The 22705-nt window shown below is 59.4% G+C and carries 19 protein-coding genes, 1 tRNA gene and 1 riboswitch; of the genes, 14 read left to right on the top strand and 6 right to left on the bottom strand.

Annotated features, from left to right (window positions below; translation table 11 throughout):
* Positions 1-211 precede the first annotated feature (211 nt).
* The 7 genes from ACUXHH_RS01110 to ACUXHH_RS01140 all read left to right on the top strand — a co-directional run bounded on the left by ACUXHH_RS01110 (position 212) and on the right by ACUXHH_RS01140 (position 7104).
* On the top strand, positions 212-646 hold the full coding sequence (locus ACUXHH_RS01110; protein WP_279740961.1) for an Rrf2 family transcriptional regulator: 435 nt from the start codon (positions 212-214) through the stop codon (positions 644-646).
* Between the two features lie 68 nt (positions 647-714).
* Complete coding sequence (locus ACUXHH_RS01115; RefSeq protein WP_458390631.1) at positions 715-1719, top strand: NADP-dependent oxidoreductase; 1005 nt, start codon at positions 715-717, stop codon at positions 1717-1719.
* 27 nt (positions 1720-1746) lie between these two features.
* The gene (locus ACUXHH_RS01120) at positions 1747-2580 is read left to right on the top strand and encodes an alpha/beta fold hydrolase (RefSeq protein ID WP_458390632.1); all 834 of its coding nucleotides are present in this window, start codon (positions 1747-1749) and stop codon (positions 2578-2580) included.
* 180 nt (positions 2581-2760) lie between these two features.
* On the top strand, positions 2761-4170 hold the full coding sequence (locus tag ACUXHH_RS01125; protein ID WP_314078554.1) for an FAD-dependent oxidoreductase: 1410 nt from the start codon (positions 2761-2763) through the stop codon (positions 4168-4170).
* 303 nt (positions 4171-4473) lie between these two features.
* The gene (locus ACUXHH_RS01130) at positions 4474-5148 is read left to right on the top strand and encodes an isochorismatase family protein (protein ID WP_279788393.1); all 675 of its coding nucleotides are present in this window, start codon (positions 4474-4476) and stop codon (positions 5146-5148) included.
* Positions 5145-5912 (top strand): SDR family oxidoreductase, encoded by a 768-nt coding sequence (locus tag ACUXHH_RS01135; protein ID WP_279791101.1) that lies wholly within the window; start codon positions 5145-5147, stop codon positions 5910-5912. The genes ACUXHH_RS01130 and ACUXHH_RS01135 overlap by 4 nt, the downstream gene beginning before the upstream one ends.
* A gap of 88 nt (positions 5913-6000) precedes the next feature.
* Positions 6001-7104, top strand: coding sequence for an isochorismate synthase (locus ACUXHH_RS01140; RefSeq protein WP_458390633.1), 1104 nt, complete (start codon positions 6001-6003; stop codon positions 7102-7104).
* Between the two features lie 133 nt (positions 7105-7237).
* On the opposite strand, the gene ACUXHH_RS01145 is transcribed toward ACUXHH_RS01140, so the two are convergent.
* Positions 7238-8230: a 4'-phosphopantetheinyl transferase family protein gene (locus ACUXHH_RS01145; RefSeq protein WP_279788398.1), complete on the bottom strand. Its 993-nt coding sequence runs from the start codon at positions 8228-8230 to the stop codon at positions 7238-7240.
* A 174-nt stretch (positions 8231-8404) separates the two neighbouring features.
* Here ACUXHH_RS01145 and ACUXHH_RS01150 point away from each other — a divergent pair, with 174 nt between their 5' ends.
* Entirely contained in the window at positions 8405-9853 is a 1449-nt protein-coding gene (locus tag ACUXHH_RS01150) for an RNase H family protein (protein ID WP_458390634.1), read from the top strand.
* 230 nt (positions 9854-10083) lie between these two features.
* Here ACUXHH_RS01150 and ACUXHH_RS01155 read toward each other — a convergent pair whose 3' ends face one another.
* The 4 genes from ACUXHH_RS01155 to ACUXHH_RS01170 all read right to left on the bottom strand — a co-directional run bounded on the left by ACUXHH_RS01155 (position 10084) and on the right by ACUXHH_RS01170 (position 13328).
* A complete protein-coding gene (locus ACUXHH_RS01155) occupies positions 10084-10374 on the bottom strand; it encodes a WXG100 family type VII secretion target (RefSeq protein ID WP_279740947.1) in 291 nt (96 codons plus the stop codon).
* Between the two features lie 401 nt (positions 10375-10775).
* Entirely contained in the window at positions 10776-12275 is a 1500-nt protein-coding gene (locus tag ACUXHH_RS01160; protein WP_458390635.1) for an ATP-binding protein, read from the bottom strand.
* A gap of 1 nt (position 12276) precedes the next feature.
* Complete coding sequence (locus tag ACUXHH_RS01165; RefSeq protein ID WP_279740944.1) at positions 12277-12981, bottom strand: response regulator transcription factor; 705 nt, start codon at positions 12979-12981, stop codon at positions 12277-12279.
* A 74-nt stretch (positions 12982-13055) separates the two neighbouring features.
* On the bottom strand, positions 13056-13328 hold the full coding sequence (locus tag ACUXHH_RS01170) for a hypothetical protein (protein ID WP_279740943.1): 273 nt from the start codon (positions 13326-13328) through the stop codon (positions 13056-13058).
* Between the two features lie 151 nt (positions 13329-13479).
* Here ACUXHH_RS01170 and ACUXHH_RS01175 point away from each other — a divergent pair, with 151 nt between their 5' ends.
* From ACUXHH_RS01175 to ACUXHH_RS01185, 3 genes are all read left to right on the top strand, one after another.
* The gene (locus ACUXHH_RS01175; RefSeq protein WP_458390636.1) at positions 13480-14247 is read left to right on the top strand and encodes a DUF3027 domain-containing protein; all 768 of its coding nucleotides are present in this window, start codon (positions 13480-13482) and stop codon (positions 14245-14247) included.
* A gap of 210 nt (positions 14248-14457) precedes the next feature.
* A complete protein-coding gene (locus tag ACUXHH_RS01180; protein ID WP_279740940.1) occupies positions 14458-15162 on the top strand; it encodes a metal-dependent transcriptional regulator in 705 nt (234 codons plus the stop codon).
* A 698-nt stretch (positions 15163-15860) separates the two neighbouring features.
* Positions 15861-16020: riboswitch (cyclic di-AMP (ydaO/yuaA leader) on the top strand.
* On the top strand, positions 16021-16623 hold the full coding sequence (locus ACUXHH_RS01185) for a C40 family peptidase (RefSeq protein ID WP_279740939.1): 603 nt from the start codon (positions 16021-16023) through the stop codon (positions 16621-16623).
* 151 nt (positions 16624-16774) lie between these two features.
* On the opposite strand, the gene ACUXHH_RS01190 is transcribed toward ACUXHH_RS01185, so the two are convergent.
* The gene (locus tag ACUXHH_RS01190) at positions 16775-17791 is read right to left on the bottom strand and encodes a DUF4031 domain-containing protein (RefSeq protein ID WP_314078532.1); all 1017 of its coding nucleotides are present in this window, start codon (positions 17789-17791) and stop codon (positions 16775-16777) included.
* 161 nt (positions 17792-17952) lie between these two features.
* On the opposite strand from ACUXHH_RS01190, the gene ACUXHH_RS01195 reads away from it, so the two are divergent.
* The 3 genes from ACUXHH_RS01195 to sucC all read left to right on the top strand — a co-directional run bounded on the left by ACUXHH_RS01195 (position 17953) and on the right by sucC (position 22694).
* Positions 17953-18025 (top strand) — tRNA-Arg (locus ACUXHH_RS01195).
* 175 nt (positions 18026-18200) lie between these two features.
* Entirely contained in the window at positions 18201-21068 is a 2868-nt protein-coding gene (locus ACUXHH_RS01200; RefSeq protein ID WP_458390637.1) for a UvrD-helicase domain-containing protein, read from the top strand.
* Between the two features lie 459 nt (positions 21069-21527).
* On the top strand, positions 21528-22694 hold the full coding sequence (gene sucC, locus ACUXHH_RS01205; protein ID WP_005504561.1) for an ADP-forming succinate--CoA ligase subunit beta: 1167 nt from the start codon (positions 21528-21530) through the stop codon (positions 22692-22694).
* Positions 22695-22705: the final 11 nt, after the last annotated feature.

Here is a 22705-nt window from a genome sequence, read left to right on the forward strand (position 1 = left end):
GAAGATGACGGCTTCTCATAAGGAACCGGGTAGTTTCAGTCTACGCCCGCGCGGGCTCTGAGGGGTGGCTGTGGAAGGAGAGAGCCGTCTTTGTGTTTATGGCGCACGTCGTAGATATAAAACTTGACGATGTAAGCTTTTACTGCCATAGTTGTACTTGTATCCGATACGGATACAACTAAGGTATGCGGCACACAACCCAGGAGGGGACATGGACACCAAATTCTCGGTAGCACTACACGTCCTAACGATGATCAGCGAAAGCGAAAAAACGCTCAGCTCTGAAGACCTCGCGCGTAGCGTCGGCACCAACGCCAGTTACATTCGCAAAATCATCACCCTTCTCAAAAAGGCAGACATCCTCAGCTCCCAACGCGGCAAACCCGGCTACCAGCTCACCCGCTCGGCAGAGAACATTAGCCTCCTCGACATCTACCTCGCCGTCCAGGAAAGCAGCAGCATCAACCTCTTCCACACGCACCACAACGCGAACGAAGAATGCCCGGTCGGCGCCCACATCCTCCAGGCGGTCAACCCCATCTTCGAGGAAACCCAAACTAAGCTGGCTCAAGACCTCGCGCAGCGAAGCCTGCGCAACGTCATCACAAACCTCTACACCGCGGCAGGAAAAACCCCTCCCGCATAACCGGCTCAAACACGGCTAAACCCGGCACTAGAACTTACCGAATAACACCACACCCGAAAGGACACCCCATGAAGGCAGCACAGATCGTTTCTTACAACAAGAACAACATCGCCCTCACCGTCACCGATGTACCCGCACCCCGCCCCGGCGCACAGCAGGTACTCGTCAAGATCAGCACCGCAGGCGTCAACCCCCTCGACAACATGATTTCCCGCGGTGAAGTCAAGCTCATCACCCCCTACACACTGCCTCAGATTGCAGGCAACGAAATCGTCGGCCGCGTAGAGGCCCTCGGTGAAGGCGTCACCTCCTTCAAGGTCGGCGAGCGCGTCTTCGCCCGCCTGCCGCTGAACAGCATCGGCGCTTTCGCAGAATACGTAGCCGTGGATGCGGCCGCCCTGGCACGCGTACCCGAATACCTCAGCGACGAAGAAGCGGCAGGCGTTCCCCTGACCGCCCTGACCGTCATGCAGGCATTCGACCTGATGGGTGCCCAGCCCGGCAAGACCATCTTCATCTCCGGCGGTACCGGCGGCGTGGGTGCCATGGCAATTCCCCTGGCAAAGGCAAAGGGCCTGACCGTCATCACTAACGGTAGCGCCTCCGGTAAGGAACGCATGCTGGGTCTTGGCGCTGACCGTTTCATCGACTACAAGACCGAAAACTACGCTGAAACCCTCAGCGGTATCGACTACGTGCTCGACACCCTCGGCGGCGACGAGACTGAAAAGCAGATGAGCATCATGGCGCCCGGCGGTCAGCTCGTCTCCCTGCGCGGCATGCCCAACAAGGCATTCGCACAGCGCATGGGCATGCCCTTCTGGAAGCAGCTGCTCTTCGGTGCGGCAGGTCGCACCATGGACCGCAAGGCGCAGAAGTACGGCGTGACCTACCACTTCATCTTCGTCGAATCTAACGGCGCGCAGCTGCAGCAGGTTGCTGACATCTTCGCTGAGCGTCAGATTAAGCCCTCCATTGACACCGTCTTCCCCTTCGAAGACGTCAATGCGGCCCTGGACAAGGTCGCTAACGGCCGCTCCAACGGCAAGACCGTTATCTCCTTCGCCTCCTAAGCGCCCCACTCAACGAAAAGAAGAATCATGTCTTACCTCGAAACTCCCACCCGCTACACCACCGTTAATAACCAGGAGATTGCCTACCGAGAACTCGGAGAAGGCAACTCAGACATTCCGTTGGTTATGCTCGTGCACCTCGCCGCCACTATGGACGACTGGGACCCCAAACTACTTGACCTGCTCGCTGAGCGCCAGCACGTAATCGTGATGGATCTGCCCGGCGTGGGCTCCAGCGAAGGCTCTGTTGCGACCACTATCCCCGGTATGGCTCATCAGGCAGCAGAAATTATTCAGGCCCTCGGCTACCAGAAGGTCAACCTGCTGGGCCTGTCCATGGGCGGCATGATCGTTCAGGAAGTTGTACGCGCCTACCCCGCCCTCGTCAACCGCCTGGTGCTGGTTGGCACCGGCCCGCGCGGTGGCGCTGGAATTGATGCCGTCACCGGAACTACCTTCGGCTACATGGCGCGTGCAGCCCGCGAGAAGATCAACCCGAAGCGCTACATTTTCTACACCCACGACGCACAGGGCGGTATTGAGGCGCAGCGAGTACTGGACCGTATGGGTGCCCGCACCGAGGCGCACCGCGGTACCCCGATGAAGGTTATCGGATTCCTGCGTCAGCTGGTGGCTATCCGCCGCTGGGGCAAGCAGCAGCAGGACGATATGGCATACATTGCCCAGCCCACCCTCATCGTCAACGGTGAAACCGACATGATGGTGCCCAGCGTCAACTCCTACGATATGCACCGCAAGGTTGCGCAGAGCGAGCTGAAGATGTACCGCCGTTCCGGTCACGGCGCACTCTTCCAGTACGCAGATGAGTTCGCTGAGGACCTGCTGAAGTTCCTGAGCTAGCCACCTCCTGTGAAGCCCCTACCGTCCTGTGCGATGCGTCCTGTGCAGTGCGATGGGGGCTTTATTTATGTCCTAGCGGTGGTTGAGGGGGGAGAAAAATATGGAGCGCGGGAATAATACTCATTTCTTCCCGTTGAACTTTGTGAAGACATCATCATCTAAATTTCACAGGAGAATATTATGACCACCCCCGCTCAGTTGCACTTTGACATGGTCGTCATCGGCTTCGGTAAGGGCGGCAAGACCCTCGCCGGCGCATACGCCAAGACCGGCAAGAACGTTGCCCTCATCGAACAGTCCACCGGCATGTACGGCGGCACCTGCATCAACATCGGTTGCGTGCCCACCAAGGCGCTGGTTCACCGCGCCGACGAGTTCCGCGCCAGCGGTGACCACACCCTTGAAGAAGCAGATGCCGCTTACGAATCCGCCGTGGTCTTCCGCGACAAGCTGACCGGCATGATGCGCGCCAAGAACCGCGAGATCCTGCTCTCCAACGAGACTGCCAAGCTCATTGATGGTCACGCACGTTTCATTTCCGACACCGAGGTTGAGGTTACCGCGGGCGAGGACACCCTGCACGTTACCGCCGATTACTTCATTGTCAACACCGGTGCCGTGTCGGTTATCCCGCCGATTGAGGGTATCCACGAATCCGAGCGTGTGCTCACCTCCACCGAGCTGCAGAAGCTCACCCCGCGCCCCAAACGCCTGGGCATTATCGGTGGCGGCCCCATCGGTGTTGAATTCGCCGGTATTTTCTCCTCTTACGGCACTGAGGTGACCATTCTTGACGGCGTACCCGCCCTCTTCGGCCGCTACGATGAGGACGTTGCCCAGGTTGCCCGCGAGATTATTGCAGATCAGGATATTACCGCTCACACCGGCGTACGTGTGCAGTCCTTCAAAGACGGCGCTGACTCGGTGACCGTGACCTACCTCGACTCCGAGGGTGCTACTCAGGAGCTGGAGGTGGACTACGTGATGGTCGCGACCGGCCGCAAACCCGCCACCGAGGGTCTGGGGCTGGAGAACACCAGCATCGAAACCAACGACCGCGGCGCAATCGTCGTGGATGAACACCTGCGAACCACCGTGCCGAACATTTTCGCGCTCGGTGACGTGAACGGCGGCCCGCAGTTCACCTACATCTCCATGGATGACTACCGCGTGGTGCTTTCCCAGCTGGTTGGTGACGGTTCCCGCTCCACTAAGGACCGTAAGGCAGTGGCTGCAACCATCTACATGAACCCGCCGCTGTCCTCCGTGGGTCTGACTGAGCGTGAGGCAATCGAGGCTGGCCACAAGGTGAAGGTCGCTTCGAAGCCGGTTGCTGCAATTGCTGCGATGCCGCGTGCGAAGACCCAGGAGAACCCGCGCGGCATCATGAAGCTTGTGATTGACGCGCAGAGCGACCAGATTCTGGGTGCCCAGCTGTTGGTCATTGAGTCCATGGAGGTTATTAACCTGGTGGCTCTGGCGATGCGCCACGGCATTACTGCTTCGCAGCTGCGCGATGAGATTTACACTCATCCCTCAATCACTGAGGGCCTGAATGAGGTTCTTGCCGTCGCGGTGCCCGTGAACTAGTTGAACTAGAATCGCGTCTGGATTCGCGGTTCGTATAGTGTTTCTGCTTGTCTGAGTGCTTCCCTGCCCGTTCCACCCGTTGTGCTGTCAACGGGGGTGCGGGTGGGGAAGCATTTTTGTTAAGGCTCAGATATACCTTGTAGCTAAGCATGCCCTAAGATGGTTATGAGATAAGCGCAAGCTCACTGATTTGGGGGATGTGAGAGGGATCGGAGGAGACTCCCACTCGCTACTACGCCCGCCACAGTGCACCGCCTGCGCCGCGCATACAACCGAAAACCATAGGCACGAACCGGGAGAATCATGGCACTGCCCAAAATCAAGCCCTACACCTACGTTGACCGTGAACACAGCAACCGCGTGAGCTGGACTGTAGACCCCAGCCGCGCTGTACTGCTTGTGCACGACATGCAGGTACACTTCGTGCAAGCCTTCGAAGGAGCTGATCTGGGTGAGGGCAACGCTAACCCGGACGCCCAAATCAACGTTGCTATTCGGAATCTGCGCAGTCTCATTGACGCCGCCCACGCTACTGGAATCCCCGTCTACTACACCGCGCAGCCGCCGCGCCAAAACCCCGAAGACCGCCGCCTGCTCATCGACTTCTGGGGCGACGGCCTGCAGAATGACGAGTCCGCCCGCGTGCTCGACGCACTTGCACCTACCGGTCGCGACACCGTGCTGACCAAGTGGCGCTACTCCGCATTCGTGCGCAGCCCCTTCGAGGACCTGCTCAAGGAGTCCGGTCGCGACCAGCTCATTATCGGCGGCGTGTATGCACACATTGGCTGCCTGACCACCGCGCTGGAAGCGTTCATGCGTGATATTCAGCCGTTTATGGTTGCCGATGCGCTCGCTGACTTCTCGGAAGGTGAGCACCGCATGGCGTGTGAGTACGCTTCGGGCCGTTGCGCCCGGGTGCTGAATACCGCCGATGTACTCGCCGACCTACAGACCGCTGAGGAGGCGCACGCATGAGCTGGGTTATTGTGACCGGTGCAAACGGCGGTATTGGTGAGGCAACTGTCCACCAGCTCATTACGAACGGTTATTCGGTATTTGCGGCGGACCTTGCACAGCAACCCATTGCCTCTTTCGCTACCTACGGGGACGCTATCTTCCGCTACCGTGCCGTAGACGTTACCAGCGAAGAGTCCGTTACCACCCTCGCAGAAGCCGTGGCGGCACTCGACGAACCCATCACCGGTGCGGTGCTCGCCGCGGGTATCGCCCACAGCCAGCCGCTGCTGGAAACCAGTTTTGACACCTGGAAGCGCCTGCACGCGGTCAACTCCGACGGCGTGTTCCTGTGCCTGCGCGAATTCGCACGCATCATGATTGACCAGCAGGAGAGCGACCCGGCGAATAGCCGCTCCCTGGTGACGGTCGCCTCCAATGCGGCGCGTGTACCCCGTGCGGAGTTTGGCGCCTACGGTGCGTCCAAGGCGTCGGCGGCACGCGTGAGTTCCAGCTTCGGTCTGCAACTTGCCGCGCACGGTATTCGTGTGAACTCGGTCTGCCCCGGCACCACCCGAACCCCCATGGTGACTGACGCCTGGGAGGGGGAGGACCGTTCTGCTCTACCGGTTGCCGGCAACCCGGAGACCTTCCGCCTGGGCATTCCGCTGCGCCGTATTGCTGATCCAACGGATATTGCCTCGGTGAATGCTTTCCTCATTTCTGAGGCATCACGCCACATCACCATGCAGGAGATTGTCGCCGACGGCGGTGCGACCCTCTAGCGGCACTGATGTGACCGCAATATACCCGCGCCTGCACTGTACTCTATGTGCTTCCGGCGCGAACTCACACACCACTGATAGAAGTACGATGACGAACCTTCCCGACTTTATCTTTGCCACCGGCACCCGCATCTTGCGCGCATCCGGTGCGATGACCCCTGTCACCTTCGATAATGCCCTGGACGAGGCGAAACGCGCCGGTAGTGCCGTCGTGGGCCTGATTCCTTTTGACCCGGATATGCCCGCCTACCTCTTCGTGCCCGAACGCTTGGGGGAGCAGCAGGTACCGGTCCCCGAGCAGACTGTGGCGCTTGCCGAGCCGGTATCTGTCACCGGCCGGCAGAACGACCGGTTCCGTGCCGCCGTGGCGACCGCCGTGGAGCGCATGAAGACGGGTGAGCTGAGCAAGATTGTGCTTTCTCGTATTCTGCGTGCCCGCTACGCACCCGGTGCCCTCAACCTGGAGGCGCTGTATAACAACCTGCGCGCCCAGCAGCGTTCCGCATTCAACTTTGCGGTGCGCCTGCCCGAGGGCGAGCGTGGCATGAGCGGAAGCTACCTGATGGGCGCCTCCCCGGAGTTGGTGTTCCGCACCGAGGGTCGCGCCTTCAAGACCCACCCGCTTGCCGGTAGCGCCCCGCGCATTGCCGAGCCCGGTAGCACCGAGGATGAGGCGATTCGTGACCGCCTGTTTGCCTCGCCGAAGGACCGCGACGAGCATGCCTACGTCATCAACGATATTGCCGAGCGCCTGGCACCCATCGCCGAGGAGCTGAACGTGCCGCAGGTGCCCTCGCTGCTGCAGACCCCTCAGCTTTGGCACCTGGCAACCCCCATTGACGGCGTGCTGAAGGAGGGGTTGACCTGCCTGGACGGTGCCCGCGCGATTCACCCGACTCCCGCGATTTGTGGCGCACCCACTCAGAAGGCTCTGCAGATGATTCGTGAGCTGGAGTCTTTTGATCGCCGCTACTTTGGCGGTCTGGTCGGCTACATGGATGCTGAGGGCAATGGCGAGTGGGCGCTGGTGTTGCGCTGCGCCCAGGTCAGCCCAGATGAGGTGGTGCTGTACGCCGGCGCGGGTATTGTGGCTGAGTCCGATCCGGAGCTGGAACATACGGAGACCGGCACGAAGCTCGGTAGCTTCGGCCGCGCCCTGGGCGTGGATACCCTGGGTGAAGATACCCCGTAGGGTCTGCCTCGAACGCCTTGACGAGGCAGAATACAACGGCTGAAGAAAACAGCAGAATACAACGACTGAACGCGCCCGCTGGCATGGCGGGCGCGTTCAGTCGTTGTATAAATTGTTAGGGGAATGAGCGTGGCTAATCGGTGAGCAGGCGCTTGAGTTCCAGGGGAGTAGCCACCGGCAGAAGCTGAGCCTCAACCTGCGCGGGCTCACCCTCGGTCGGGCTCTCCACCGCCAGGGCGATGAGCATCTTCTGCGTGTGCTCGGGGTTCTCCGCGTCGGGCAGTGCCACGGGAACCCACTGCAGGCTAAAGTTTCGCTCGATAGCTTTGCCGCCCTGATTGCCGCCCTGGGGGGCGCTAAAGGTCGCTTGGGTGGCAAACCTGTCCTGGGTCAGCACACGCAGGGCAGCCGGCTCGGGAACGTCACTGTCCAGAAGATCCCCCGGAACCTCCTCGTTCATGGCAAGCTCGAGCGCATCCAGCAGCTCATCGGTGAGCTGCACTCGAACCAGGGAGGGCACCACGCTCAGGCCGTGACCGGTTGCCTTGAGCACCGCCTCCTTAGCGGTCCACAGCGCCACAGAAAGCAGATGCAGTACGGGTGCTGGGCGTTCCTGCGCCACCCGCTCATAGAACGCACGTTCTTCATTTGAGAGTGCCAGACGCGCAAAACCGGAGAACAGGCGCGCATCCAGGGTCTCAACATCCACGCCAAGTACTGCCGAGGTGTTACGGCTAAACGCACCAACCACCAGCGGATTCACCTGCGACATATTGAAATTCACGCCCGCAATACGCGGCTTACCGTGCTTCTTGCCGCTGGTGCACAGGGCACAGGAACGATCCACCTCGATCTCAGAGGCGGCACTCGAAGGCACATCCAGACGAGCCGCCGCCATAGCGCGCATGAGCGCCTGAGTGCTCAGATAGCTAACTGCCGCCGTGGAGGTCGGCAACTGCGCCGCATGCTGTTGCTCAGCAAGACCCAGGTAGCTCAACCAGCTAAAACGCAGGGAACCGTACATCGTGCGGGTGAGAAGAGCGAAAATCTGCACACGCTCGCTCGGACGGGCGGTAGGGAGCTCCGGGTGCTGTGCGCTGGGTGTTTTGGGGGCAGAATAGCTCATAGGTTTAGTGTACCCGCCCGGCATTACGGCAAATGGCGCTACGAGGTGGCATGAGGTTGTCCACAGCTGTAACTGCGCGCTACGCACCCTCGCCGCCGGTGCGGTAAAGTCATCTCAGACATCATTACGGACAGCCGCCCGCACGATAGAGCGGCGGCGCAGAAAGAAGGTACCGTGAACAGCACGCAAGAGATCATTGCCGCCGCAGACGGCTCGGCGCTGGGCAACCCCGGACCGGCGGGCTGGGCATGGTATATCGACAACGACCACTGGGCGAGCGGCGGCTGGACGCACGGCACCAACAACATGGGTGAGCTCAAGGCTGTTCTGGACCTGTTCGAGGCAACCGCATCCCGCCCGGAGGCGAAGCTGCGCGTGTACTGCGATAGCCAGTATGTCATTAACTCGCTGACCAAGTGGATGCCCGGCTGGAAGAAGAAGGGCTGGAAGAAGTCTGACGGCAAGCCCGTACTCAACCGCGAGCTTCTGGAGGCGCTAGATCAGGCGCTGACCGGCCGCGATTACGAGTTTATTTGGGTGAAGGGCCATGCGGGTCACGAGCTCAACGAGAAGGCGGACTCCCTGGCAAATGGTGCTGCCCGCGCCTACCAGGAGGGCCGCGAGCCCGCGCACGGTCCCGGCTTTGGAGCCTCTGCTGAACCCGCTACTGCGGCTAAGCCTGTAGAGGCTCCGGCTGTTGATGTTCCGGCTGTTGAAGCCCCGATTGTGAATGCTCCGACTGCGGAACCTGCACTTTCTGACATTGCTCTCTCTGATTCGGCACCCTCTGAGTCTTCTGCGAATGCCCACCTGCCTGTACAGGAATTCACCGCAGCCGAGATTGAGAACGCCCAGCGCGGTATGGAGAGCCTGCGCCTGTCCGGTCTGCTGCGCCCTGCATCCGCGATGAATGCCCCCGATCCGGAAGCGGTCCGCGCCCGTAAGGAACAGTTGGCGCTCGTGGCAGAGCGTGCCGCTGAGCGTGATGTAAAGGCACTGGCGCACCAACAGGAGACCGCTCAGCAGGCATCCAATGGCGCGCAGATGGAAGAAGAGGATGACCTGACCGGCCTGGAAGAGTTCGCGGGCTTGGACCCGAATGATGTTGACCCGGCGGAACTTCTAGGTGAGACGGAAGAACACGCAGAAAATCAGGCGGCAGAGCCTGCCATAGAGCCAGCCGCGATACCCGCACAGACCGTAGAGTCCGCTCAGCCTGTTGCGCATACCCATCCATCTGCACCCGCGCCCGCTGATCCTGCTCCCGCCGCGCTTGCGTTGAACCCTGAGGAGGCCGCCACCACAGAACAGCTACTCGAAAGCCGCGGCTCCGTTATGGAGGCGGCGCAGCTGGAGTCTATGCTGCACGAGCGTCTGGTATGGGTGACCGCCACCGGCAAGTCGGTGTCCCGCTCCTCGGTGCTGCAGTACCGCGAACGCGCCTTCACCCAGCAGGGTGCCCCGCTCAAGCAAGGTGTGCAGGTGTTGGATACTTCTAGTGTGCTGGTCATGGCGGCGGTTGCCACCGCACGCGGCCGCGTGAGCCGTTCGAGCATCTGGCATTACGACGCTGAGCGCGGCCTGTGGCGTCTGCGTTTCCGCCAGGAGACCCCCGCCTCCTAAAGCTGAACTCCTAACGCTCGGCTCCTAAGGATTGGGCTCTTGGATCCAAAGATTTTCGTGCAATAAAGCCCCACCGCATCCTCACTTGCGAGGATGCGGTGGGGCTTTTCTCAATGTTCGCCGACTTCTAGTGAGTCTGGCGGGCGGTGTGCCGTGCGGTCGGGACCTTTTAGCCGCCCGATCTACCCGCCTGCCTGCGGGTGGGCTTCTGGGCTTATTGCCCTGACCTCTTAGCCGACGAACATGGAGGCGTTAGCCTGCTCGGTGTCTGCGTAGTTCACACCTGCGCGGGTAAGTGCCTCGTTGATCTGGGTGATGGACGCTTCGACCTGGCGCTGGGTTGCGTGCCACTGGTCCAGAACACCCTGGAAGTTAGCGGATGCAGAGCCGGTCCAGGAGCTCTGCAGGTCGTGTAGGGATGAGGTCATACCGTTGACGTCTGCGGTGATGGATGCGACGTAGGATCGTGCCTGTGCGCTCTTGGCTGCGATGACTTCGGAATCGACATTGAACTGTGCCATGGTTTTTCTCCTTTGAGATATGTGAGATGGGTGGGGCGGTTGCCCCGTGATGGTGCTTGGGCTTTGGATCTCTGGAAGAGTTGAGTTCCTGACCGGAAGCTTGTTATCAATATATCCTTCAAAATGTATCAAATGAGATGAAAAATGATGTTTCGATAAATCTGTGGATAAACCCGCCAGATTCACTCCAGTATCTCGAAAAAATCGAAAACCCTCCTGAAAATGACGCCGCCATGACGTACGCTAGATTGACCTGCTGTTCTTGAGCCTCGTATCTTCTCCTCACTCACACCGCCGAGAGTTATCGCCTCGCCGCGATATAGTCCCACCTGCAGGGCACACCAAAACCCCCGAATCGTAGAACACTCAAGGTCTACAATCCGGGGGTTTATGCGTCAGTGTTACTTCATCAGCTGATCGTCCGAGACAGGCGGCGGATAGAACGGCAAAGAAATCACGAAGGTAGCACCGCCACCATCGGTCTCTTCAATATGAATCCTGCCCTCATGCTGCTCAATAATCGCAGCCACAATGGACAGGCCCAGACCCGTACCACCGGTCTCACGCGAACGTGAAGTATCGGTGCGGTAGAAACGCTCGAAGACGCGCTCACGGTCCTCGCCGTGAATACCGGGGCCGTGGTCGCGCACCTCCAGCACGGACAGTGGGAAACCGGGAACCTCTTCGCGCACGCCCACCGCAATCTCCAGGGGAGAACCGTTGGGGGTGTAGCGCATGGCATTGGTCAGTAGGTTTGCCACCACCTGACGCAGACGTGATTCGTCACCGAGCACGGTTGCGGAGGTCGGCGCAACCTCTTCGTTCAGGCCCACCAGGGACACTACACGATCGGGTGCCGTAGCGTAGGCGTCGTTACTAGCGTCCACCGCAAGATTGAACAGGTCGAAGGGCGCCAGTTTGGATTCGCGGCGCTCATCAATACGTGCCAGGGTCAGTAGGTCTTCTACGAGCTGGCCCATACGCTTGGACTCCGATTCGATGCGGCTCATCGCGGTAGCGACAGCTTCATCGGTCGGTAGCGCGCCCTGACGGTACAGCTCTGAGTAGCCTCGAATACTGACCAGCGGGGTGCGTAGCTCATGCGAAGCGTCACCCACGAACCGGCGCATTTTGGCTTCGCTCTTCTCGCGGGCTTTGAAGAGCATTTCAATCTGGGTGAGCATCGTGTTCAGTGAAACCGCGAGGTTACCAATCTCATTGCTGGGGTTGTAGTCCTCAATACGCTGAGAGAGGTCACCGGCAGCAATCTTGGCGGCGGTCTGCTCCACGCGAGCCAGCGGCTCGAAGGTGCGGGTCACAATTACCCAGGTCATCGCAATTGCGGAGGCGAGAGTTGCCAAACCAAATGCAAAGGTCAGCACACCCACGAGGGCGACCACCTGGTTCGTTTGCTTCAGCGGCATGGCAATGATGAGGGAGGCCTCCTCCGACAGACCTGACGTGTCGTTGGCTACAATGGGCACGGCGAGCACACGCCAATCGGAGGAGCTGCCCATCGAGTTGACGGTGACCGCCTCCTCGTTTTGCTTGCGAACCTTCTCTTCGGTCCAGCCCTGCAGCACCGGCTCGCTGAACTGTTCGCTGTCCTCAGACTTGAGCGAGTACAGTACGTTGCCATCCTTATCGAGCAGGTACAGGCGGTAGGTGCTCAGGGATTGTTCCTGATTGCCGGAGGGGCGTACGGTCGCCAGCTGCACGAGTGAAGGGGCGCTGCTTTTCATCTCTTCGTCCAACTGATGCACCATCTGGGCGCGCAGAGCGGAAATCGCAACCAGGCTCGTCACCGCAATGGAGAGGGCGATGAGCATGGAAGTGATGAGCACCAGCTGGGTGCGAAGGGAGAGAGACTGGGGAATCCGGTCGAGGGGTTTGAGCGCCACGTTAGCCTCGAGAACCGCGAATCATATAGCCCACACCGCGCTTGGTGTGGATGAGCGGCTCGTGGTTTTCACGGTTGTTGTCAATCTTGCGGCGTAGGTAGGAAATATAGGACTCAACGATGGAGGAGTCGCCATTGAAGTCGTACTCCCACACGTGGTCGAGAATCTGCGCCTTGGACAGTACGCGGTTGGCGTTGAGCATCAGGTAGTGTAGCAGGTTGAACTCGGTGGGGGAGAGGTCAATCTCTTCGTCATCGAGGAACACTTCGTGGGTGTCCACGTTCAGGCTGAGGGCATCAACGCGCAGTACGGCATCATCCTCATCCTGGATACTGCGGCTACGGCGTAGAATGGCGTGGATGCGGGCAATCACCTCGTCGAGAGAGAAGGGCTTGGTGACGTAGTCGTCGCCGCCGACACCCAGACCGGTTACCTTGTCTTCGGTGGCGTCCTTCGCCGTCAAGAAGAGTACGGGGGTGGTGGTGCCGTTTTCGCGTAGGCGGCGGGTCACCTCGAAACCGTCCATGCCGGGCATCATGACGTCCAGGACAATGAGGTCGGGGTTTTCGGCGTGTGCCTTTTCGAGGGCTTCGCGGCCGTTACCGGCGGTAACTACTTCAAAACCGGCAAAACGCAGGGAGGTGGCGAGCAATTCAAGAATGTTGAACTCGTCATCGACGACTAGGAGTTTTGCTTCAGCAGACATACTCTATCTTTCTCTCTGAATGGCAGGCTGTACTTGATAAGTGAATGATGCGTGTGAGCTTGAGGCTCGAATCTCTATGCCTTGTTGCGGCGCATGACCGACAAGAACAGTGCAGCCATGAGTGCAATAAAAGCGACGGGTAGGAGGACCAGCGGAATCTGGCTCATGAGGGCGGGCGGCGTTGCCCCAACCCACTTCATCGCGAGCATGGCAACTCCGGTGAGCAGACAAAGCAGGGCGAGAATCGCGCCGCCTGCACCGAGCCAGCGGATGGCTCCGGCATAGGGCAGGGATATAGGGGTCTGCTCTGCAGTGTTGTGCTTGTCCTGTGCGGGTTCATTACTCATGGATTTAACGGTATCAGCTCACACATAGCTGTTCGTGGGCGAATCCCCAGATTTAGCGGTTTGAGACCCAAATTCACCCAAATTCACAGTGTATGTGAAGCTTGGGGGAGCGGCCACACTGTTTGTGCACCCGAGATGCTTTAATAGGGGTATGTCTGAACAGGTTATTGAACTGCTCCCCGAAACTACACCCGCTACTAACGCGCCCGCAGAGTCCGCTGTGCCTTCTGCCGCGTCTGAGAGTGCTGACGAGGGTAGCGCTGTACCTGCTGAGACTCAGCCCTCCGTGAACGCTGAGGAGCCTGAGGTGGCTGGGACGCCTGCGAAAGAATCTACTTCCGAGGAATCCGCTGCCGAAGAAACTGAACAGGCCGAAGATCCCACCCCCGACCCCTTCACCCCGCTGGATGAAGAGGTAGGGGCCCCCTCCCTGGGTGTTCCGCACAAGCTGCGCCGCACCTCTAAGGTGGATGAGATTCTTGCCGCCGCTAAGGATGTAGCACTGCAGGGTGTGCGAGAAATCGCCCCTGCACACGCTATCGGTCTGGTTCACCATGTGCGCGCCGAGGAAGAGCGCTTGAGCACTCACCTGTTTGAGTGCACCCTGCCCGGTTACCGTGGCTGGTTCTGGTTTGCGACCCTCTCGCGTGCGCCTCGCTCCCGCGTGGCAACGATCTGTGAGGTAGGCCTGCTGCCCGGTGATGATGCGCTCATCGCGCCGGACTGGGTTCCGTGGGCTGACCGCGTTCGCCCGGAAGACCTGGAGGAGAACGCCGCGCAGGAGAACGCAGAATCTGATGCAACTACTGAGGAATCTGCTGAGTCCGGTGAGCCCGTAGAGAACAACTCGGCGGAGAAGGAAACCACGCAGAACGCTTCTGCTGCGGAGGAAATTGCCGAGGCTGAGTCCGCAGAGTAGAGCCTACGATCCACTCCTCTTAATAAAGGGTGGGATAACAAAATGTATATATAAGGTGTTGTATTGAGTCGTCCAATGGTTATTGTTGGGCGACTCAATGACTTAAGCCGTGGCAAAAGCCGCTGAAAAAGTACATAATAGATTATTGAATAAGTAACGACTTAGGCAGTGCTATCTAAGCACTGTTGTGGTGATAGCTGGGAGAGATATATGACAGACCTCATCGATACTACAGAGATGTATTTGCGCACCATCCTCGAACTGGAGGAAGAGGGCATTGTCCCCATGCGTGCGCGCATCGCTGAACGACTCGAGCACTCCGGCCCGACCGTTTCCCAGACTGTGGCGCGTATGGAGAAGCACGGCCTGCTCACAGTTGAGCCGGATCGCCACCTCGAACTGACTGAGGAAGGTCGCCACAAGGCTGTTGAGGTGATGCGTAAGCACCGCCTAGCTGAGCGCCTGCTCTCCGATATTATTGGTCTGGAACTTGAGTACGTGCACGAAGAGGCATGCCGCTGGGAGCATGTCATGAGTGACAAGGTGGAGAAGCGCATCCTGGAGATGCTCAAGGACCCCAAGTTCTCCCCGTACGGTAACGCTATCCCCGGCCTGGAGTATTTGGGTCATACTAGCGAGAAGAATGACGAGCGCACCGTACCCATGTCCCTGGCTGCACGTGACTCCGGTCCCGAGGATCGTTTCACCGTTTCTCGCTTCCCCGAGTCCATTCAGACTGACGTTGAGCTGCTGAAACTGCTGGCTGACGCAGGTATTGTCTACGGCGCTTCGGTGTCCGTGGTTGCTGGCCAGAACAATGATGTGATTGTTCACGCCGATGGTGAAGAGGACACCCTCTCCCTGGATATGGACGTGGCAAACGCAATTGTGGTCAAGCGCGGTGGCAGCCTCTAAGCTCCAGTTTTGAGAGTCTACTAACCCGCTTCACGCTTTAAACGGTGGTATCGCCTTCTTACTTGAGGAGGCGGTACCACCGTTTTTTGTGCCGTTGCTTCCCGAGAACTGACTTTGTCTAGATAGTGACGATTTAGCTCAATAATTGGCGCAAAACGCCGTATATACGGGAAGAAATGGGCAAAAGCGGAGGAATGCGGCGTATTCGGGCTACAAAAGGTGAATTAAACGGCGTGTATCAGTGGTGCAGACCACTCTCGCGTGAGCGAGCATATACTCCTCTCATAACTCTTTGGCAGCTGTGCTTGAGTGCATTTTTCGTGGTTTTCGCTTAAATCTGAAGTTGAAACTGAGGGACAAGCCGGTTTCTGGGTGGGTAATGGGGGGGTAAAACCTTAAGAGACGAGGTTCATTTTTATGAGTTTTGAACCACTTCCTTAAGGTGCGGTGGTGCGTTAAAAGCGAATGTGTATCCTTGTGAAATACCTAGTCAAATGCCTTAAATTAATTAATTGCCCGCAAATAAGCGGGGTTCTGACCGCCCAAACTCGCTCCGTTCCACCGGGGGAGAAAGCTCAAAATTTAAGTCCAAATGAGGTGACAACTGGGAGTTTTCTGTGTATTCTCGATTTGTGCCAAAATCCTCATCGTAAGAGGGCACCGTCGAAGCGGTTCCGCTGAGTTCTGCCAACGCTTCGATGTAACGTCTACCCAATATGGCAGAAGCGGGGGACCCAATCCCCAAGCTGGGATACGGCTTCTCAATCGAGAAGCCTCGGGGCTAAGTCACTTCGGTGGCCGAGCGAATCCATGCTCGAGTCCGACAGCTCACCTCGTCAGGCAATGGAGGAATTACCAATGGCTAAGAAGATCGTACGTACCGCAGGTGCAACCATTGCTGCAGGCGCACTCCTGCTCGGCGCAACCGTTCCCGCGAACGCATTCGCACAGATTCCGGCTGCTGCTGATCTGTCCTACGACTACACCAACTACGAGTTTGATTACACCAGCTACAACACCCCCGCAACCACCTATGTTGCACCCCAGGCTGAGAACCAGCAGGCTTACGTTGCACCCGCTGCAGCTCCGGCACCCGCAGCTTCCTCCGCTTCCACCGGTAACGCATCTCGCGATGCAATCGTTGCAACCGCAATGAGCGGACTGGGTGGCGCATACGTTTGGGGCGGCAAGACCTTCGGTGCATGGGACTGCTCCGGCTTCACCTCCTGGGTTTTTGCTCAGCACGGCATCAAGCTGACCGCTTTCACCTACGCAATGAAGAACGAGCTGCGCCCGACCGCTAACCCCCAGCCCGGCGACATCGTCTTCCAGAACGGCTACAGCCACGTTGGTATCTACCTGGGCAACGGCAAGATGATTTCCGCTCTGAACCCCACCAACGGTACCCTGGTACACCCCACCTCCTGGATGTCCGTTGACGGCTACTACACCGCTCTCTAAGCCTTAGCGCATAAGAGCTGGGTCTAGCCCAACATACTTCAAAATGGCGCCCACCCCATATGGGGTGGGCGCCATTTGCATACCCGAGAGATTCCGTGACAATACCGTCGAGAGTGCATCTTAACGTGGGTGCATTCTCAGCTGTATGCGGCTAGGATATCAGAGCTTGCAGAAGCCTCTGCGGCTCCTGCTCCCACTCGCTGAGCTCAGCACGCAGATTAGCCTGCGCGGGCTCCTCCCAGAGCTGTAGAGCCTGTTCGGAGAGGAAGATGCGCTCGCGGCCCAGGATGGAACGCAGGAAGGTCGTACGACCGGTACGGAACGCCTCATCGTCAAAATGGGAGTACTCGCTACGCACTCCGCGCAGGTAACGGCGGTAGCGTGCCGAATCAGCTGCCAGGATAGCCATATCGGCATCGAGGAAGAGCTCAATATCGGCCGGTTCATAGCCCGCCGGTAGATCGGCAGACTTGGGAAGCTTGTGGGTTGCCGTGGCACGCACCAGAAGGCTCACCATCTGCAGCTCGTGCTCGGTGAGTAGACCCGCGGTAACTAGCGGCTTCAGGGAGGCGCTCGCTAGCTGCTCGCTGCGGCGCTCATCCTCACCCGGTGTGCCCTCATAGACCGCGTCGTGGAACCACGCCGCCAGAATCAATGCCAGGGGGGTAGAACCTGCCTGGGCGCGATGTGCGTGGAGGCGGTCCAGATCGGTGAGCATCTGTGAAAGGTGCCCGCTGTGGTGGTAGGCTCGGTGCGGCTGTTCCCACGCATGAAGCATGCTCTCACCCAGTTCCACCACCTGCGCCATGAGTTGAGCTCGCAGCTCGGCAGGAACCTCCATGCGCGTGAGGCGGGGAGTAAATGCTGCCTCCCAGGCGCGAAGCAGACGTGGGCGAATCTTCTCGGGGCGCTCCTTCAGGGGAATCCGCAGACCGCTCGCAATGAGCGTGCGAGTCAGCTGCGCGCCACTGAGTTCCTTCGCACCTGCCCGTACTAGATCCTTGTAGAGGTGTGCTGGAACATCATAGTGGTCGCGGTCGAAGGCGCGCTCACTGATGTCACCAGCTGCGGCGAATTTGTGCAGTTCCGTCAGTGAGACATCGGAGATGAGGTGTGAGAAGACGGTGCCGTGTGCGGGCCAGGTGGGCGGGTCAATGTAGATGCTCATTTGTACATTGTAGGAGTGGTTCTACCGCCGGAAGCGGGTGTCTTCGGGTCGTGAACACGGGTTGGGACAGGGGAATAGCGCGGCGTGACAACCTGTGGATGCTGACGGCTTGGGTAGACTGTGCCAACCTGCGGTTGGAGTGTTTTATACTGGATTGGTACGCCCTCGTAGCTCAGGGGATAGAGCACTTCTCTCCTAAAGAAGGTGTCGGACGTTCGAATCGTCTCGGGGGCACACAGAACCGGCAATCGCGCCGGTACGCGAAACCGCCCGTCGCTTGCGTTAGCAGGCGCGGGCAGTTTTCTTATCATGGATCGAATGATGAGAGGCGAATGAGCAGACGGGTGGGAGCTGCGGAGCAAATGCGGTAGCATGGAATATCGAACGTGTATTCTATGCAGCGAGGTAGATGATGAGAGACAAGTCTGAGCAGCAGAAGCAGCCCTTCACCGAACAGGACGGTCTGTTCGACGCCGAACTCGTCATCCCCGCAGCACCGGTAATGGATGATGAGCCGCCCTTCGACCCCTACTACGATGTACCTCCTGCCGAGGATGACTACCACGCCCCTGCCATGGATGCTCCGATGATGGAGGCACACGCCCAGGACGTACCCGTCGCACCCGCAGCCTTCACCGCCGCAGATCCGCTCGGTGACTTCATGCCGCCCGCCTACCGTGTCGGCGGCTACGGCGAGGACTTCGACCCCGCTGACCCCTATAACGAACGCACCCACAGCCTCAACGCTGTGGACCCCGCCTCCCTCACCGCCGGGCTCAATGAACGGCAGGAAGAAGCCGTGATGCACTCTGGGTCGCCCCTGCTCATCGTCGCGGGCGCCGGCTCCGGCAAGACCCGCGTGCTCACCCACCGCATCGCTTACCTGCTCGCAACCCACCGCGCGACCCCCGGCCAGATCCTCGCTATCACATTCACCAACAAGGCTGCCGCCGAAATGCGTGAACGTATTGAGGCGCTGGTCGGCCCGCGCGCCAAGCACATGTGGATTTCTACTTTCCACAGCTTCTGCGTGCGCGTGCTGCGCCGTGAGGCCGCCGCCCTGGGTCTGAAGTCCACCTTCACCATCTACGATTCGACCGACTCGCAGCGCCTGCTGAGCCTGATCATTAAAGAGCTCAACCTGGACACCAAGAAGTTCACCGCCAAGGCCGTAGGCAACCGCATCTCCGCGCTGAAGAACGAGCTGGTCAGCGCCGAAGTGCATGCCTCCCGCGTGGCTAGCGATAACCCATACGAGAAGACTATCTCGCAGATTTATACCGTCTACACGCAACGTCTGCGTGCCGCCAATTCCCTCGACTTTGACGACCTGATTGGCCGCACCGTCTTTTTGCTCAAGAAGTTCCCCGAAATCGCGAACTACTATCGCCGCAAGTTCCGCCACGTCCTCGTAGATGAGTACCAGGACACCAACCACGCCCAGTACCAGCTGGTGCGTGAACTGGTTGGCGCCCATGCGAAGGCACCGGCTGACCGCGGCCCCTACCCGGACGCCGTGCCCCCTGCCGAGCTGACCGTGGTGGGTGACTCCGACCAGTCCATCTACGCCTTCCGTGGTGCGGATATCCGCAATATCACGGACTTTGAGAAGGACTACCCGAACGCCCACACGATTCTGCTGGAACAGAACTACCGTTCCACGCAGAACATCCTCTCCGCGGCGAACGCGGTCATTGAACGCAACCCCGACCGTCGCCCAAAGAAGCTGTGGACCGCCTCCGGTGCGGGCGCGAAAATCATCGGTTACGTCGCTGAATCCGAGCACGCCGAGGCACGCTACATCACCCGCGAAATTGATCGCCTTGCCGACGAGCACGGCGTGCAGCCAGGTGACGTCGCTATCTTTTACCGCACCAATGCGCAGTCCCGAACCCTTGAGGACATGCTCATGCGCGCCGGCCTGCCCTACCGGGTAGTCGGTGGCACCCGATTCTACGAGCGTAAGGAAATCAAGGACGCCCTGGCGTACCTGCGCGCCCTGAGCAACCCCGACGATGACGTGAACGTGCGCCGCATCCTGAACGAGCCCAAGCGCGGTATCGGTGCCAAGTCTGAGTCCGTGGTGGCGGAGTACGCGAGTGTGAACCGTACCTCCTTCTACGCTGCCGCACGCCAGGCGGCCGACATCCCCGGCCTGGGCGCCGCTGCCGTGAAGAAGTACGCCGAATTCGTGCGTCTCATGGACGATTTGGCGCAGATTGCCCGTACCGAGCCCGCCGCAACCTGCCTGGAAGCGGTTCTGGAGCAGACCGGGTACCTTGCAGCTTTGCGTGCCTCCAAGGACATTCAGGACGAATCGCGCGTGGAGAACCTCTCTGAGCTGCTCGACGCCATGGTCGAGTTCGAGACCGAGAACCCCGGCGCTGACCTGGAGCAGTTCCTTGAACACGTGGCTCTGGTCGCCGATGCCGACTCGATCCCGAACCGCCCCGCCAGTGTGGAGGGTGAGAACGCTTCCGCCGCGCAGATTGCTGCCGAGGCAGCTGAGGCGAAGGCACAGGGTATGGTCACCCTCATGACCCTGCACACCGCCAAGGGTCTGGAGTTCCCGGTGGTGTTCCTGACCGGAATGGAGCACGGCCTGTTCCCGCATCAGCGTGCCCTGACCGACGAGAAGGAAATGAGCGAGGAGCGCCGCCTGGCATACGTGGGTCTGACCCGCGCCATGGAGCGCCTGTACCTGACCCGCTCTGAGACCCGCACCATGTGGGGTAAGAGCCAGTTTAACCCGCCTTCACCCTTCCTGGAGGAAATTCCGGAGGAGCTCATCGAATGGAAGCGTACCGCCGGTTTCTCGGGCTTTGGTGCCTCCGGTATGGGCGCGTATGGCGCTCGCGGTGGCGGTTCCTACGGCGGCAGCTCCTACGGTAGCTCGTATGGTGGCGGCTATTCGGGTGGTTCTCGTTCCGGCTACGGTTCCGGTGGTTACAGCTCCGGTAGTTCGCGTGGCTTCTACGACCCCTACGATTCTCGCCCCGCACGCCGCTCTGAGCCGTCTACCGCGGATATTAACGGCTCGGCAAGCTACGGGCTGGCGGCGGCTGCCTCCTCGAAGGTGACGAACCGTTCCCGCGTGCACCAGAGCAAGGAAATTCCGACTATGGCGGTCGGCGATACCGTGCGACACACCAAGTTCGGTGAGGGTCGCGTGCTCGCCGTTGAGGGTAGCGGCGATAAGACTGTGGCGAAAGTTCGCTTCGGTTCGGAAGAGAAGCGCTTGCTACTGCGTTACGCGCCGCTGGAGAAGGTGAGCTAACGCGTCAGGCGTGCGAACCTAACAATGCCGATGGAGGGGAGGGCACCTGAGGGTGCCCGCCCCTCTTTTGTGTGCTGTGCCGGGCGTGTTGTTCGCCTGCTGAGAAGGTGGCCGGGGCTTTGCAGAGTAGGGCGGTAAACGCCGCATTTTCGCTGGCATTTCGCGGCAGATGGGGGAGCGTTAGTTTGGGTTAGTTACCCGGTACGCAGCCTTTGGGTGAAATGTACCCAAAATATTTGTGAGCTGAGTCGCTAAAATCTCAGATTTGGGGCTCTGTGAGTGCGAGCTCACGCCGAATCCGATAGAGTAGAGACGAGAGAAATTCCCCGCGTCAATGATGTGTGTGCGCCGGGTGCGAGAGACGCCCATCGCACGTACCGGACACACAGGGGAAGGCTCCTCTAATGACCAAGCCGAGTGCACCAGTACTCGGCACCACTTCGAAGAAGAAGGACACCTGTGGACCTTTTCGAATACCAGGCGCGCGAGCTCTTCGCAAAGCACGGTGTACCCGTGCTCAAGGGCATTGTTGCGACCACCCCTGAAGAAGCAAAGGCAGCAGCTGAGGAAATTGGCGGCCTGACCGTTATTAAGGCTCAGGTTAAGACCGGTGGCCGTGGTAAGGCTGGCGGCGTTAAGCTCGCAAAGTCCCCCGAAGAAGCTTACGAGCACGCTAAGGCAATTCTCGGCATGGACATCAAGGGCCACACCGTTCACCGCGTGCTGGTCGCTGACGGCGCAGACATCGCCGAAGAATACTACTTCTCCCTCCTGCTGGACCGTGCAAACCGCTCCTACCTGGCAATGTGCTCGGTAGAAGGTGGTATGGAAATTGAGCAGCTCGCTGCTGAGCGCCCCGAGGCACTGGCAAAGATTGAGGTTGACCCGCTGGTTGGCCTGGACCAGGCTAAGGCTGAGGAAATTGCTAAGGCAGCAGGTTTCTCCGCAGAACTGCAGGAGAAGGTTGTTCCCGTTCTCGTCAAGCTGGGCGAGGTCTACACCAAGGAAGACGCAACCCTGGTTGAGGTTAACCCCCTCGTTCTGACCCCTGAGGGTACCATCCTCGCCCTGGACGGCAAGGTCTCCCTCGACGACAACGCAGAATTCCGCCAGCCCGAGCACGAGGCTCTCGTGGACAAGTCCGCTGAGAACCCGCTGGAAGCTAAGGCAAAGCAGTTCGACCTGAACTACGTGAAGCTGGACGGCGAGGTCGGCATCGTTGGTAACGGTGCAGGTCTGGTTATGTCCACCCTGGACGTCGTTGCCTACGCTGGCGAGAACCACGGCAATGTCAAGCCCGCGAACTTCCTTGATATTGGTGGCGGCGCGTCCGCTGAGGTTATGGCTGCTGGCCTGGAAATCATTCTGGGTGACGAGCAGGTCAAGAGCGTTTTCGTGAACGTCTTCGGCGGCATCACCGCATGTGACGCAGTGGCAGACGGCATTGTGAAGGCTCTGGAGATTCTGGGCGATGCAGCAACCAAGCCTCTGGTTGTACGCCTGGACGGCAACAATGTTGCTGAGGGTCGCCGCATCCTCTCCGAGGCGAACCACCCGCTGGTTGTTCTGGCTGAGACCATGGACTCCGGCGCTGACAAGGCAGCAGAGCTCGCTCACAAGGCGTAATCGCCAGCAAA

The organism is Rothia sp. 110740021-2, from assembly GCF_054263775.1.